This window comes from Streptomyces sp. SID11385 (genome assembly GCF_010548245.1).
GTDB lineage: Bacteria > Actinomycetota > Actinomycetes > Streptomycetales > Streptomycetaceae > Streptomyces.
In genome coordinates, this window is sequence record NZ_JAAGLR010000401.1 from 16,720 (window position 1) to 29,920 (window position 13,201).

The 13,201-nt window shown below is 69.5% G+C and carries 14 protein-coding genes; all 14 read left to right on the forward strand.

All coding sequences use genetic code 11. The features are described from left to right. Nucleotide 1: 1 nt before the first annotated feature. A complete protein-coding gene (gene rplO / locus G3I42_RS12115) occupies nucleotides 2–457 on the forward strand; it encodes a 50S ribosomal protein L15 (protein WP_164285246.1) in 456 nt (151 codons plus the stop codon). Between the two features lie 377 nt (nucleotides 458–834). Next, on the forward strand, nucleotides 835–2,148 hold the full coding sequence (gene secY, locus G3I42_RS12120) for a preprotein translocase subunit SecY (protein ID WP_164285248.1): 1,314 nt from the start codon (nucleotides 835–837) through the stop codon (nucleotides 2,146–2,148). Next, the gene (locus tag G3I42_RS12125) at nucleotides 2,148–2,795 is read left to right on the forward strand and encodes an adenylate kinase (RefSeq protein WP_164285250.1); all 648 of its coding nucleotides are present in this window, start codon (nucleotides 2,148–2,150) and stop codon (nucleotides 2,793–2,795) included. The genes secY and G3I42_RS12125 overlap by 1 nt, the downstream gene beginning before the upstream one ends. A 181-nt stretch (nucleotides 2,796–2,976) precedes the next feature. Continuing rightward, the gene (map, locus tag G3I42_RS12130; protein ID WP_164285266.1) at nucleotides 2,977–3,813 is read left to right on the forward strand and encodes a type I methionyl aminopeptidase; all 837 of its coding nucleotides are present in this window, start codon (nucleotides 2,977–2,979) and stop codon (nucleotides 3,811–3,813) included. A 198-nt stretch (nucleotides 3,814–4,011) separates the two neighbouring features. Next, nucleotides 4,012–4,233 (forward strand): translation initiation factor IF-1, encoded by a 222-nt coding sequence (infA, locus tag G3I42_RS12135; protein ID WP_003948620.1) that lies wholly within the window; start codon nucleotides 4,012–4,014, stop codon nucleotides 4,231–4,233. Between the two features lie 63 nt (nucleotides 4,234–4,296). Beyond that, nucleotides 4,297–4,410 (forward strand): 50S ribosomal protein L36, encoded by a 114-nt coding sequence (rpmJ, locus tag G3I42_RS12140; protein WP_003974245.1) that lies wholly within the window; start codon nucleotides 4,297–4,299, stop codon nucleotides 4,408–4,410. Nucleotides 4,411–4,635: 225 nt separating this feature from the next. Beyond that, complete coding sequence (rpsM, locus tag G3I42_RS12145) at nucleotides 4,636–5,016, forward strand: 30S ribosomal protein S13 (protein ID WP_030994294.1); 381 nt, start codon at nucleotides 4,636–4,638, stop codon at nucleotides 5,014–5,016. A 68-nt stretch (nucleotides 5,017–5,084) separates the two neighbouring features. Further along, a complete protein-coding gene (gene rpsK / locus G3I42_RS12150; protein ID WP_008747488.1) occupies nucleotides 5,085–5,489 on the forward strand; it encodes a 30S ribosomal protein S11 in 405 nt (134 codons plus the stop codon). Between the two features lie 143 nt (nucleotides 5,490–5,632). After that, nucleotides 5,633–6,655 (forward strand): DNA-directed RNA polymerase subunit alpha, encoded by a 1,023-nt coding sequence (locus G3I42_RS12155; RefSeq protein WP_007826018.1) that lies wholly within the window; start codon nucleotides 5,633–5,635, stop codon nucleotides 6,653–6,655. A gap of 300 nt (nucleotides 6,656–6,955) precedes the next feature. Continuing rightward, on the forward strand, nucleotides 6,956–7,420 hold the full coding sequence (rplQ, locus tag G3I42_RS12160) for a 50S ribosomal protein L17 (protein ID WP_164285252.1): 465 nt from the start codon (nucleotides 6,956–6,958) through the stop codon (nucleotides 7,418–7,420). A gap of 81 nt (nucleotides 7,421–7,501) precedes the next feature. Continuing rightward, on the forward strand, nucleotides 7,502–8,353 hold the full coding sequence (gene truA / locus G3I42_RS12165) for a tRNA pseudouridine(38-40) synthase TruA (RefSeq protein WP_164285254.1): 852 nt from the start codon (nucleotides 7,502–7,504) through the stop codon (nucleotides 8,351–8,353). Between the two features lie 251 nt (nucleotides 8,354–8,604). Beyond that, entirely contained in the window at nucleotides 8,605–10,170 is a 1,566-nt protein-coding gene (locus tag G3I42_RS12170; protein WP_164285256.1) for a cellulose synthase catalytic subunit, read from the forward strand. A 25-nt stretch (nucleotides 10,171–10,195) separates the two neighbouring features. Next, complete coding sequence (locus tag G3I42_RS12175; protein WP_164285258.1) at nucleotides 10,196–11,275, forward strand: glycosyl hydrolase; 1,080 nt, start codon at nucleotides 10,196–10,198, stop codon at nucleotides 11,273–11,275. Beyond that, on the forward strand, nucleotides 11,275–13,041 hold the full coding sequence (locus G3I42_RS12180; protein ID WP_164285260.1) for a glycosyltransferase family 39 protein: 1,767 nt from the start codon (nucleotides 11,275–11,277) through the stop codon (nucleotides 13,039–13,041). Before G3I42_RS12175 ends, G3I42_RS12180 begins: the two co-directional genes overlap by 1 nt. The last annotated feature ends 160 nt before the right edge of the window (nucleotides 13,042–13,201 follow it).

Genomic DNA, 13,201 nt, shown 5'->3' on the forward strand with positions numbered 1-13,201 from the left:
CATGAGCGAGCAGAAGCCGCTCAAGGTCCACAACCTCCGGCCTGCCCCCGGCGCCAAGACCGCCAAGACCCGTGTGGGTCGTGGTGAGGCGTCGAAGGGCAAGACGGCCGGTCGTGGCACCAAGGGCACCAAGGCCCGCTACCAGGTTCCGGAGCGCTTCGAGGGTGGGCAGATGCCCCTCCACATGCGGCTCCCGAAGCTCAAGGGCTTCAAGAACCCGTTCCGCACCGAGTACCAGGTCGTCAACCTCGACGCGCTGGTCGCCCTCTACCCCGAGGGCGGCGAGGTCACCGTCGAGGACCTGGTCGCGAAGGGCGCGGTCCGCAAGAACAGCCTCGTGAAGGTGCTCGGCCAGGGCGAGCTCTCCGTGGCGCTGACGGTGAAGGTCGACAAGGCCTCCGCCTCCGCCAAGGAGAAGATCACCGCCGCGGGCGGCACCGTCACCGAGCTCGTCTGAGCCTTCGAGGCCCGGACGCGTGAAGTGCCCCCACCGTGAGGCACTTCGGCGACGCACACCCCACCGGGGACACTCCAGGGTTTCTTCCCTGGGGTGTCCCCGGTGGTCGTTGTGGGGGGTGTGCGCCGGTGTGTGGTGCTGTGGCCGCCGTTTCTGGCACGCGCTCCCCGTGGCCGGTCGTTCCCCAGGGACAGGGAGCGCCGGTAAGGTGGCGTCGACTGTGCCGCGTGGCGTGTCCCTGTGGGGTGTCACGCGGTTGTCTCTGTGAGAACAAAGCAGTACCGCAGTAGTCCCGTAGTAGTTCCGTCAGTTCCGTTACCGCCGAACCTCAAGACCGTCACCTCTGGCGCAGTAGCGCGGGGGTCGCAGGAGGCACCGTGCTCACCGCGTTCGCCCGAGCGTTCAAAACGCCCGACCTGCGCAAGAAGCTGCTCTTCACGCTGGGCATCATCGTGATCTACCGGCTCGGTACGCACGTACCGATCCCGGGGGTGAACTACAAGAACGTCCAGACCTGTCTCGACCAGGCCAACACCAACTCCGGCCTCTTCGGCCTGGTGAACCTGTTCAGTGGCGGGGCGCTGCTCCAGATCACCATCTTCGCGCTGGGGATTCTCCCCTACATCACGTCGAGCATCATTCTCCAGCTGCTCACCGTCGTGATCCCGCGACTCGAAGCCCTCAAGAAGGAGGGCCAGTCCGGTACGGCGAAGATCACCCAGTACACCCGTTACCTGACCGTCGCCCTCGCCGTGCTCCAGGGCACCGGGCTCGTCGCGACCGCGCGCAGCGGCGCGATCTTCCAGGGCTGCTCGGTCGCCGGGGACATCGTCCCGGACCAGTCGATCTTCACGACGATCGTCATGGTCATCACGATGACCGCCGGTACCGCCACCGTCATGTGGCTCGGTGAGCTGATCACCGACCGCGGCATCGGCAACGGCATGTCGATCCTCATGTTCGTCTCGATCGCGGCCGGTTTCCCCGGCTCGCTCTGGGCGATCAAGAAGGGCGGCGACCTCGCCGGCGGCTGGATCGAGTTCGGCACCGTGATCATCGTCGGCCTCGTCATGGTCGCGCTGGTGGTCTTCGTCGAGCAGGCCCAGCGCCGTATCCCGGTCCAGTACGCGAAGCGCATGATCGGCCGCCGTTCCTACGGCGGGACGTCCACGTACATCCCGCTCAAGGTGAACCAGGCGGGCGTGATCCCTGTGATCTTCGCCTCGTCGCTCCTCTACATCCCGGCGCTGATCGTCCAGTTCACCGATTCGCAGGCGAGCTGGGCCACCTGGATTCGCGACAATCTGGCCGATACCTCCGCGTGGCCGCACGTCGTTCTGTACTTCTTGCTCATCGTCTTCTTCGCGTTCTTCTACGTGGCCATCTCGTTCAACCCCGAAGAAGTCGCGGACAACATGAAGAAGTATGGTGGGTTCATCCCGGGCATCCGGGCTGGCCGACCGACCGCCGAGTACCTGAGCTACGTACTCAACCGGATCACCTGGCCGGGCTCGCTGTACTTGGGGCTGATCGCGCTGGTGCCGACGTTGGCACTGGCGGGCTTCGGGGCGAATTCCAACTTCCCGTTCGGCGGGACGAGCATCCTGATCATCGTGGGTGTGGGTCTGGAGACCGTGAAGCAGATCGAGAGCCAGCTCCAGCAGCGCAACTACGAAGGGTTCCTCCGCTGATGCGTATCGTCCTCGTCGGGCCGCCTGGGGCGGGCAAGGGAACGCAGGCCGCGTTCCTCGCCAAGAAGCTGTCGATCCCGCACATCTCCACCGGAGACCTGTTCCGGGCGAACATCAGCCAGGGCACCGAACTGGGCAAGCGCGCGAAGTCCTACATGGACGCGGGCAACCTGGTTCCGGACGAGGTCACCATCGGGATGGCGAAGGACCGCATGGAGCAGGAGGACGCCGCGAACGGCTTCCTGCTCGACGGCTTCCCCCGCAACGTCGGCCAGGCCGAGGCGCTGGACGGCATCCTCAAGGAGTGGGGCGTCGCGCTCGACGCGGTCCTGGACCTGGAGGTCCCCGAGGACGAGGTGGTCAAGCGCATCGCCGGCCGCCGCATCTGCCGCAACGACTCCAGTCACGTCTTCCACGTCACGTACAGCAAGCCGAAGCAGGAGGGCGTCTGCGACGTCTGCGGCGGCGAGCTGTACCAGCGGGACGACGACAAGGAGGAGACGGTCCGCAAGCGCCTGGAGGTCTACCACACGGAGACCGAGCCGATCATCGACTTCTACCGGGCGCAGGACCTCGTGAAGACGATCCCGGCGCTCGGCAAGGTGAACGAGGTCACCGAGCGGGCGCTGGCGGCGCTGGAGGGCTGAGGCCCCCGCCGCTCGTGGCGCGCTGTCGCCGCTCGGTCACGTACACGCTACGGCCGTGCCCCTTCGCGGGGTGCGGCCGTAGTGTTGTGCCCGGGGGGTACGCGGCCCGTTCGTTCCCCGGTGGCCCGTACCGTCCGCAGAATCCTTTACCAGCAGAACAACAGGAGCCGTGAGCATGGGCGTGGTCGAGATCAAGACCCCGGAGCAGATCGCGAAGATGCGTGAGGCGGGTCTTGTCGTCGCCGCCGTGCACCGCGCGACGCGGGAGGCGGCCGTGCCGGGCGCCACGACGCGCGACCTCGACCAGGTGGCGCGCAAGGTGCTCGCCGAGCACGGCGCGAAGCCGAACTTCCTCGGCTACGGGGGCTTCCCCGCGACGATCTGCACCTCGGTGAACGACGTCGTGGTGCACGGCATCCCGGACGACGAGACGGTCCTCAAGGACGGCGACCTCATCTCGATCGACGCCGGGGCCATCGTGGACGGCTGGCACGGGGACGCGGCCTTCACGGCCTTCGTGGGCTCGGGTCACGCTCCGGAGCTGGTCGAGCTGTCCCGGGTGACCGAGGAGTCGATGTGGGCCGGGATCGCCGCGATGAAGCTCGGCAACCGGCTCGTGGACGTCTCGCGCGCGATCGAGACGTACATCCGCCGGCAGCCGAAGCCGGGCGGCGGCAAGTACGGGATCATCGAGGACTACGGCGGGCACGGCATCGGCACCGCGATGCACATGGACCCGCACCTGCTGAATTACGTCGAGCGGCGGCGCGGCAAGGGCCCGAAGCTCGTGCCGGGGTTCTGCCTCGCGATCGAGCCGATGGTCTCGCTGGGGTCGCCGAAGACGGAGGTGCTGGAGGACGAGTGGACGGTCGAGACGATCGACCACTCGTGGTCCTCGCACTGGGAGCACTCTGTCGCTCTGACCGCTGAGGGGCCCCTTGTCCTGACGGCCGAGGACGGCGGGAAGGCGAAGCTCGCCGCGATGGGCGTCACGGTGGCCCCGGACCCGTTGGGCTGACCTTTTGTCCTCAAACGCCGGACGGGCTGGAGAAAACCAGCACGTCCGGCGTTTGCTGATTGAGGGGCCCCTCTCGTGGGCAGACATAGGCGATTCGTGTTTCTTCGAGGGGTGACGTAGACTCGGTCGTCGGCTCTCGTGTATCGGCATGTCCGCAACATGTGAGTCGGCCAAGGTAGTCGATTCGAAGGGCGAAGCGTGGCCAAGAAGCAAGGTGCCATCGAGATCGAGGGCACTGTCGTCGAGTCTCTGCCGAACGCGATGTTCAAGGTCGAGCTCCAGAACGGCCACCAGGTCCTGGCACACATCAGCGGCAAGATGCGCATGCACTACATCCGCATCCTCCCTGACGACCGGGTCGTGGTGGAGCTCTCTCCGTACGACCTGACGCGTGGCCGGATCGTCTACCGGTACAAGTAGATCTGACCCCGCCCGCCCCCCGGCTCCCGTGGAGCGGGCACTGACCCGGAGAACCTCACCGCAATGAAGGTCAAGCCGAGCGTCAAGAAGATCTGCGACAAGTGCAGGGTGATCCGCCGTCACGGCCGGGTCATGGTCATCTGCGACAACCCGCGCCACAAGCAGCGCCAGGGCTGACCCAGATCCCTCCCCGCGTTCGCAGTTCTCTCGCGTGACGTAGCAAAGTACATATACGCAGGACCCGTCCCTCTTCTTCGCGCCCATGGAGTGATCCATCGGTCCGAGGAGGGCGACACCCCCGGCTCGGAGGCCGGGGACCCAGTCCGTACCAGGCCCGTAGGTGGTCTCGGCGGTTGGGAGCGGTGCTGCGGCAGACCTCCGAAGCATTCACAGGAGCCTTGAATGGCACGCCTTGAAGGTGTGGACCTCCCGCGCGACAAGCGCGTCGAGGTCGCCCTCACGTACGTGTTCGGTATCGGCCGGACGCTGTCCAAGCAGACGCTGGCCGCGACCGGTGTCGACCCCAACACCCGCGTCCGCGACCTTGCCGAGGAAGACCTCGTCAAGATCCGCGAGTACGTGGACGCCAACATCCAGACCGAGGGTGACCTCCGTCGCGAGATCCAGGCCGACATCCGCCGCAAGGTGGAGATCGGCTGCTACCAGGGTCTTCGCCACCGTCGCGGCCTTCCCGTCCACGGCCAGCGCACCAGCACGAACGCCCGTACCCGCAAGGGCCCGCGTCGCGCGATCGCCGGCAAGAAGAAGCCGGGCAAGAAGTAGTCCTCAGCAGTCGACCGTCGATCGACAGCGTCGCGCTGTAGGACCGACCACCTCCACGGGAGTAATACATGCCTCCGAAGGGCCGTCAGGGCGCTACCAAGAAGGTGCGCCGCAAGGAAAAGAAGAACGTCGCTCACGGGCACGCCCACATCAAGAGCACGTTCAACAACACGATCATCTCGATCACCGACCCGACCGGGAACGTGATCAGCTGGGCCTCCGCCGGCCACGTCGGCTTCAAGGGCTCGCGCAAGTCCACCCCCTTCGCCGCGCAGATGGCCGCCGAGTCGGCCGCCCGCCGCGCGCAGGAGCACGGCATGCGCAAGGTCGACGTCTTCGTCAAGGGTCCCGGCTCCGGCCGTGAGACCGCGATCCGCTCGCTCCAGGCCACCGGCCTGGAGGTCGGCTCGATCCAGGACGTCACCCCCACGCCGCACAACGGCTGCCGTCCCCCCAAGCGCCGCCGCGTTTGAGTCGACTGCCGGGACCGCCGGTCCCGGATCGCCGTGAGGTGGTGCCGTACGGCCCAGGGGTGCACACCCCCGGGCCCTACGGCCGCCTCCGGCCCCCGTAGGGCGTCAAATAGTGGTCGCCCACGACAGAAGGAAAGACACGCATGCTGATCGCTCAGCGTCCGTCGCTGACCGAAGAGGTCGTCGACGAGTTCCGCTCGCGGTTCGTCATCGAGCCGCTGGAGCCGGGCTTCGGTTACACCCTCGGCAACTCCCTGCGCCGCACGCTCCTCTCCTCGATCCCGGGTGCCGCCGTCACCTCGATCCGGATCGACGGCGTCCTGCACGAGTTCACCACCGTGCCGGGTGTCAAGGAGGACGTGACCGACCTCATCCTCAACATCAAGCAGCTCGTCGTCTCCTCGGAGCACGACGAGCCGGTCGTGATGTACCTGCGCAAGCAGGGCCCGGGTGTCGTCACCGCCGCCGACATCGCGCCCCCGGCCGGTGTCGAGGTGCACAACCCCGACCTCGTGCTCGCCACGCTCAACGCCAAGGGCAAGCTGGAGATGGAGCTGACCGTCGAGCGCGGTCGCGGCTACGTCTCCGCCGTCCAGAACAAGCAGGCGGGCCAGGAGATCGGCCGTATCCCGGTCGACTCCATCTACTCCCCGGTGCTCAAGGTCACGTACAAGGTCGAGGCGACCCGTGTCGAGCAGCGCACCGACTTCGACAAGCTCATCGTCGACGTCGAGACCAAGCAGGCCATGCGGCCCCGTGACGCCATGGCGTCCGCGGGCAAGACGCTGGTCGAGCTCTTCGGCCTCGCGCGTGAGCTGAACGTCGACGCCGAGGGCATCGACATGGGCCCGTCCCCGACGGACGCCGCCCTCGCCGCCGATCTCGCGCTGCCGATCGAGGAGCTGGAGCTCACCGTTCGCTCGTACAACTGCCTCAAGCGGGAAGGCATCCACTCGGTCGGCGAGCTGGTTGCCCGTTCCGAGGCGGACCTGCTCGACATCCGCAACTTCGGTGCGAAGTCGATCGACGAGGTCAAGGCGAAGCTCGCGGGTATGGGCCTGGCGCTCAAGGACTCGCCTCCCGGGTTCGACCCGACGTCGGCCGCCGACACCTTCGGCGCGGACGACGACGCGGACGCGGGGTTCGTGGAGACCGAGCAGTACTGAGGTTCCGGGGCGGGGGCGGGATTACTGGTCTCGCCTCCGGCTCGGGTGTCCTCAAACGCCGGACGGGCTGGGTTTTGTTCGGTGGGAATTCGGGTGCGGGTGCGTGATTGCGCTTCGCGCTCGTCCTCAAGCGCCGGACGGGCTGGATTTTGTCGGCCAGGGCTGAATTTTGGCTGCTGGAGGCAGGAGCTGCCCGTACCGGATTCCGGACTTCGGGCCGGATCTCCGTCGGGGGTTTCCTCGCGCGGACACTGTCGTCGGTACCTGGTACGGCCGACGCAGACACACTAGGAGTTGGATATGCCCAGGCCCACCAAGGGTGCTCGTCTCGGCGGCGGTGCCGCGCACGAGAAGCTGCTGCTCGCGAACCTCGCGAAGGCGCTGTTCGAGCACGGCAAGATCACCACGACCGAGGCGAAGGCGCGGCGGCTGCGGCCCTACGCCGAGCGTCTGGTGACCAAGGCGAAGAAGGGTGACCTTCACAACCGCCGCCAGGTCCTCCAGGTCATCACCGACAAGAGCGTCGTCCACACGCTCTTCACGGAGATCGGCCCGCGGTACGAGAACCGGCCGGGTGGTTACACCCGTATCACCAAGATCGGCAACCGTCGTGGCGACAACGCGCCCATGGCGGTCATCGAGCTGGTGGAGGCCCTGACCGTGGCCCAGCAGGCCACCGGCGAGGCCGAGGCCGCGACGAAGCGCGCGGTCAAGGAGGACGAGGCGAAGACCGCCGAGTCCACCGAGGAGTCGAAGGACGCCTGAGTCCACGGACTCGAATGACAGCGGGCCCGTCCCTCCGGGGGCGGGCCCGCTGCCGTACCACCACAGAAAGGGGCGGCCCTCGTGCGGCTGCGGCTGGACTTGAGTTACGACGGCACCCAGTTCCACGGCTGGGCCAGGCAGCCCGGCGGGCGCCGCACCGTGCAGGAGACGCTGGAGGAGGCGCTCCGTGTCGTCACGCGCGCCCCGGACCCGTACGAGCTGACCGTGGCCGGGCGCACGGACGCCGGGGTGCACGCGCGCGGGCAGGTGGCGCACGTCGAGATGGCGGACGAGGTGTGGGCCGAGCACGGCGAGAAGCTGCTGAAGCGGCTCGCCGGGCGGCTGCCCAAGGACGTACGGGTGTGGCGGGTCGCCCCCGCGCCCGAGGGTTTCGACGCGCGGTTCTCCGCGATCTGGCGGCGGTACGCGTACCGCGTCGCCGACCAGGCGGGCGGCGTCGACCCGCTGCTGCGCGGGCACGTGCTGTGGCACGACAGGCCGCTCGACCTCGACGCGATGAACGAGGCGGCCGAGGGGCTGCTCGGGGAGCACGACTTCGCCGCGTACTGCAAGAAGCGCGAGGGCGCGACGACCATCCGCGAGATGCAGCAGCTCTTCTGGACCCGGCGCGCGGACGGCGTCCTGGAGGCGACCGTGCGCGCGGACGCCTTCTGCCACAACATGGTGCGCTCGCTCGTCGGGGCGCTGCTCTTCGTCGGGGACGGGCACAGGCCGCCGTCGTGGCCCGCGAAGGTGCTCGCGGCCGGGGTGCGGGACTCGGCGGTGCACGTCGTACGGCCCGTGGGACTCACGCTCGAAGAGGTCGGGTACCCGGCCGACGAACTCCTCGCGGCGCGCAGCGCCGAGGCGCGGAACATGCGCACTCTCAGGGTCGCTGACGCCCCGTCGCACGGGTGCGGGGGTTGTGGCTGAGGAAGGGGGCGGCGCGCCGTCGTGACCCCCGGGCTCGTATATGCTCGCGAACTCCGGGTGAGTTCTTCGAACGGCTCGCCGAAAGAGTTCGGGGTCCTTGTGGCCCGGGGGTTTGTATGAGCGCCGTCAATTCCGCATCGCGCGAGACGCCCCGGCCCGGCGCATCCCAGCCCGGCGCACCGCAGTCCGGCGCGTCCCAGCCCGGGCGCCGGCGCCGGTCCGGCGGGGGCGCGGCGGAGTGGCGCCGGGCGGTGGCGCACAGCCACGGGCTGCTGCCGCAGCCGCCCGACGACCGCGAGAAGTACTCCTACGCGCAGCGCAACCGCTGGGTCCTGACGGCGGGTTCGTTCATCAGCTTCGCGTGCCTGGGCCTCAGCCAGCTCATGTTCACGGCGTCGAGCCCCTGGTTCTGGGTCATGATGCCGCTGCTCGCCTTCGTCGTCGTGGACTACCTGCTCTCCTTCGTCCTCGACAGCTTCAGCAAGGACTTCGACCTCAAGAAGCACCGGGCGCTCGTCCGCGCCTGGCGGCCCGCCGCGTACCCGAGCGTGGACGTGTTCCTGCCGGTGTGCGGGGAGCCGATCGAGGTGCTGCACAACACGTGGACGCACGTGCGCGCGCTGAGCGGTACGTACGCGGGCCCCGTCGAGGTGCACGTGCTGGACGACGCGGACGACCCGGACGTGGCCCGGATGGCCGCCGACTTCGGCTTCCGCTACCTCGTGCGCCCCAACCGGGGCTGGTTCAAGAAGGCCGGGAACCTGCGGTACGCCTTCGAGCGCACCCGGGGAGAGCACATCCTCATCCTGGACGCCGACTTCGCGCCGCGCGCCGACCTGCTCGACGAACTCCTCCCGCACATGGACGAGGAGAAGGTCGCGATCGTCCAGTCGCCGCAGTTCTTCCGCATCGTGGACCGGCAGAACTGGATCGAGCGCGGCGCGGGCGCGGTGCAGGAGCAGTTCTACCGCTCGGTGCAGACCTCCCGCGAGGACAAGGACGGCTCGATCTGCGTCGGTTCCTGCGCGGTCTACCGGCGCTCCGCGCTGGACGAGATCGGCGGCATCTCGCTCATCGAACACTCCGAGGACATGTACACGGGCTTCGACCTGCGGGCGCTCGGCTGGAAGCTGCGGTACGTGCCCGTCGCGCTGTCCGCCGGGGTCTGCCCCGACACGGCGGGCGCCTTCCACAACCAGCAGTACCGCTGGTGCATGGGCTCGCTGTCGCTCCTGACGTCGAAGTCCTTCTGGCAGATGGACCTCAAGCTGCTGACCCGCCTGTGCTACGTCTCCGGCTTCCTCTACTACCTCCAGACCGCGCTGCTCACCTTCATCGCCCCGCTCATCCCGCTCTCGCTGCTCCTGCTCCGCCCCGACCTGCTGCGCGCGCAGGCCGGTCTGCTGATCCTGCCGAGCGTCTTCTACGTGACCCTCGTGCTGCCGCTGTGGCACCGCGCCCCCTACCGGCTCGAAGCGTGGGCGGTGCGGATCATGTACGGCTGGTCGCACGTCTTCGCGGTGTGGGACGTGCTGCGCGGGCGGCCCATGGGCTGGAAGCCGACCGGCTCGGACGGCGCGAAGAAGAACGGCATGGGCCGCTACTGGGCCGGGATGATCGGCTGGACCGGCGGCACCGCCGTGCTGTGGGTCGCGGTCTCGGGCTGGCGGCTGCTCACGGGCTACCCGCCGGACTACGCCCTCATGCTCTCGGGCGGGCTCTTCTACGCGGCCGTCGTCGCCCGCGTCCTCGTACAACCGCGTGCCGCCCGGGCGCAGGCCCCGCTGCCGCCCAGCACTCAGGAAGCCCTCGTATGACCTTCTCCCCCCAGGGGGTTCCCGCATGACCTCCCCCCACGCCACGGCGTTCCCGCGCCGGGCCGCGCTCGGCGCTCTCGCGGGCGCCGCCGCGCTCGGCGCCGCCGGCTGCTCCGTCTTCAGCGACGAGGGCAGGTCGCAGTACGAGCGGGCGCAGGGCCACTCGGACGCGACCGCCTCGACGGACGGCGGGGCGACGCCCTCGCCGAAGCCGAGTGAACTCCCGTACGACGTGCGGCCGCTGCTCGCCCCGGCGAAGAAGTACTTCGGCGTGGCGCTCGACGGGGCGCCCGCCTCGGTCGCGCCGCTCGCGCGCTTCGCGAAGCAGGCGGGCAAGAAGCCCGACCTCGTCGAGTTCTACTCGGCGTGGGGCGACGCCTACGAGACGCGGCTGGCCGTCAACGCCTGGGACTACGGGGCGCTCCCGTACATCGCCTGGGAGCCCTTCAAGAAGACGCTCCGGCAGATCGGCACGGGCAAGGACGACACGTACATCCGCGGGTTCGCGCGGGACGTGCGCGACCTCAACCAGCCCGTCGCGATCAGCTTCGCGCACGAGATGAACGGCCACTGGTACCCCTGGGGCAGCAAGAAGGCCACCCCGGCCGAGTTCGTGCGCGCCTGGCGGCACCTCCACGACGTCTTCGCGGACGAGGGCGCGACGCAGGTGATCTGGGTGTGGAGCCCGAACGTGATCAACCCGGTGCCGGACGTGCGGCTGCGCCCGTACTGGCCGGGGGACGCGTACGTCGACTGGGTCGGTGTCATCGGCTACTACGGGGCCGAGGGGCCCGCCACCTTCCGGACGCTGTACGGGCCGACGATGGACGAGGTGCGCGCCTTCACGAAGAAGCCCTTCCTCATCGCCGAGACCGCCGCCGAGGACACCCCGCGCAAGCCCGCCGACATCCACGACCTGTTCACCGGGGTCAAGGGGCGCGACGACGTGCTCGGGCACGTGTGGTTCGACTTCGACAAGGAGGCGGACTGGCGCATCGCGAGCGACCCGGCGGCCCAGGCCGCCTACCGCCGCGAGGCGGCGGCGCCCTCGTACGGCTTCGACGTGCGGGCGGCGGGCGCCAAGAGCGGGGGAGCGGGCCGCTGATGGACTCCTGGAACACGGCGGGTCCGGGGACGTACGAGGGCGACGCGGCTCCGCGTCCGTACGAGGGGGACACCGCTCCGCGCCCGTACGAGAGCGACGCCGCTCCGTACCCGTACCCCCCGGCCGGCTCCGGCCCCGATCCCGCCCTCGATCCCCCCACCCAGAACTTCGCTCGCGTCCCCGCGCCGCAGGCGGACGCCTTCGACCTCAACCCGCAGCGGGCGCCCGTCGCCGGGTACCGCGTGCCCGAGGTGCCCGAGTCGGCGTGGTCCGTCGACACCCGCAGGTCGACGCTCATCAGCCGGGGCGCGCTCCTGTGCGTGCTCCTCGTGCAGGCGGTCCTCACGCTGCGGCTCGGCGGCTCCGTCTTCCAGGACGAGGCGCTGTACATCGCCTCGGGCCACTACGAGCTGGCCAACCTGCTCCACGGCACGCCGCTGCCCGTCGACTTCGCGTCCTACTTCTCCGGGCACCCCAAGCTGTACCCGGTGCTCGCCGCGCTCGTCGACGACCGCTTCGGGCTCTCCGGGGTCCGCTTCCTGAGCCTGCTCTTCCTCCTCGCCACGACGACGCTCCTGTACGCGAGCACGCGCCGCCTCTTCAACGCGCGCTCCGCGCTCGGCGCCGCCGCGCTCTTCGCCGTCGTCCAGCCGACCCTCACGCTCGGCCGCCTCGCGACGTACGACGGCGCCGCGCTCTTCCTGCTCGCGCTCGGCCTGTGGATCGTCGTGCGCACCGGCCGGATGCGCGTCCCGGCCGTGCTCCTCGCGGCCCCGCCGATCGCGCTCGCGTGCGGCGTCAAGTACGCGGCGGCGCTGTACGTACCGACCCTCGTGCTCCTCGCGGTGCTCACCGCCTACCGGCAGCGCGGCGCGCGCACACTGCTGCGCGGCGTCGTGCTCGGCGTCGGCATACTCGCGCTGCTCGGCCTCGGCTACGCGCTCTCCGGGCCGCTCGGCGGCATCACGTCCACGACGACCGACCGCGCCCACGGCGGCGACCCGGCGAGCCGGCTGCTCGACCACAGCGCCCAGTGGGGCGGCCTGCTCGTGCTCACGGCGGCGGGCGGCAGCCTCGCGTACGTGCTGCGGGCCCGCATGGTCGAGATGCCGTGGGTACGGGGCAGCACGCCGGGCCGCTGGCGGCGCGCGCTGCTCGGCCTCCTCCTGACGGGGACCGCGTTCCTCGCCCCCGCCTACCAGATCCACCTCCAGACGGAGGTCTCGCTCTTCAAGCACGTCGGCTTCGGGCTGCTCTTCGCCGCGCCGATGGCCGGGCTCGGCATGTCCCGGCTGATCGGCCCGCACTTCCGCAACCCGCAGCTCGGCATCATGCTCTTCGTGCTGACGCTCGTGCTCGGCATGGTGCAGGCGCAGAACGCCTTCAGCTGGCCGGACGCCCGCGGCCCCGCCAAGTACCTGCGCACCGTCGTGGACAAGAAGGGGCTCTACCTCGCCGAGGAGTCCGAGGTGCCCGCGTACCTGCTGCGCGACCGCACCGGCTGGAACCAGTGGGTGAGCACGACCTTCTTCGAGTACACGGCGAAGGACGGCAAGCGGTACGAGGGCCCCGACCCGGCCGGGTTCGCGGCGGCCGTGCGCGACGCGCGGTTCGACGTGATCATGCTGCGCGGCGGGGTGACGCCCGAGGTCGACGCGGCGGTCGAGAAGGCGCTGCGCGGCAATCCGCACTACCGGCTGACGGGGCGCTTCCCCACCACGACGAGCAGCGGAGACTCGGTCTACCGGATATGGGTCAAACAGTGAACCGACCGCCGCAGCGGGAGATGTCCTTCGACGGCGAGTCCGAGTCGACCCGCACCATGAGCCTCTTCCTGCCGAGCCAGCTGCGCCGCGCCGCCGACGCGGCGGCCGAGGCCGCCGAGGCCGCCGAGGCCGCCGCCCGGACCCCGAAGGCCGTGCGGCC

Bases quoted from the DNA above. Each gene is read 5' to 3' on its own strand.
- rplO (WP_164285246.1), top strand. From the start codon at position 2: ATGAGCGAGCAGAAGCCGCTCAAGGTCCACAACCTCCGGCCTGCCCCC.
- G3I42_RS12125 (WP_164285250.1), top strand. From the start codon at position 2,148: ATGCGTATCGTCCTCGTCGGGCCGCCTGGGGCGGGCAAGGGAACGCAG.
- rpmJ (WP_003974245.1), top strand. From the start codon at position 4,297: ATGAAGGTCAAGCCGAGCGTCAAGAAGATCTGCGACAAGTGCAGGGTG.
- rpsM (WP_030994294.1), top strand. From the start codon at position 4,636: ATGGCACGCCTTGAAGGTGTGGACCTCCCGCGCGACAAGCGCGTCGAG.
- rpsK (WP_008747488.1), top strand. From the start codon at position 5,085: ATGCCTCCGAAGGGCCGTCAGGGCGCTACCAAGAAGGTGCGCCGCAAG.
- G3I42_RS12155 (WP_007826018.1), top strand. From the start codon at position 5,633: ATGCTGATCGCTCAGCGTCCGTCGCTGACCGAAGAGGTCGTCGACGAG.
- rplQ (WP_164285252.1), top strand. From the start codon at position 6,956: ATGCCCAGGCCCACCAAGGGTGCTCGTCTCGGCGGCGGTGCCGCGCAC.
- G3I42_RS12175 (WP_164285258.1), top strand. From the start codon at position 10,196: ATGACCTCCCCCCACGCCACGGCGTTCCCGCGCCGGGCCGCGCTCGGC.
- G3I42_RS12180 (WP_164285260.1), top strand. From the start codon at position 11,275: ATGGACTCCTGGAACACGGCGGGTCCGGGGACGTACGAGGGCGACGCG.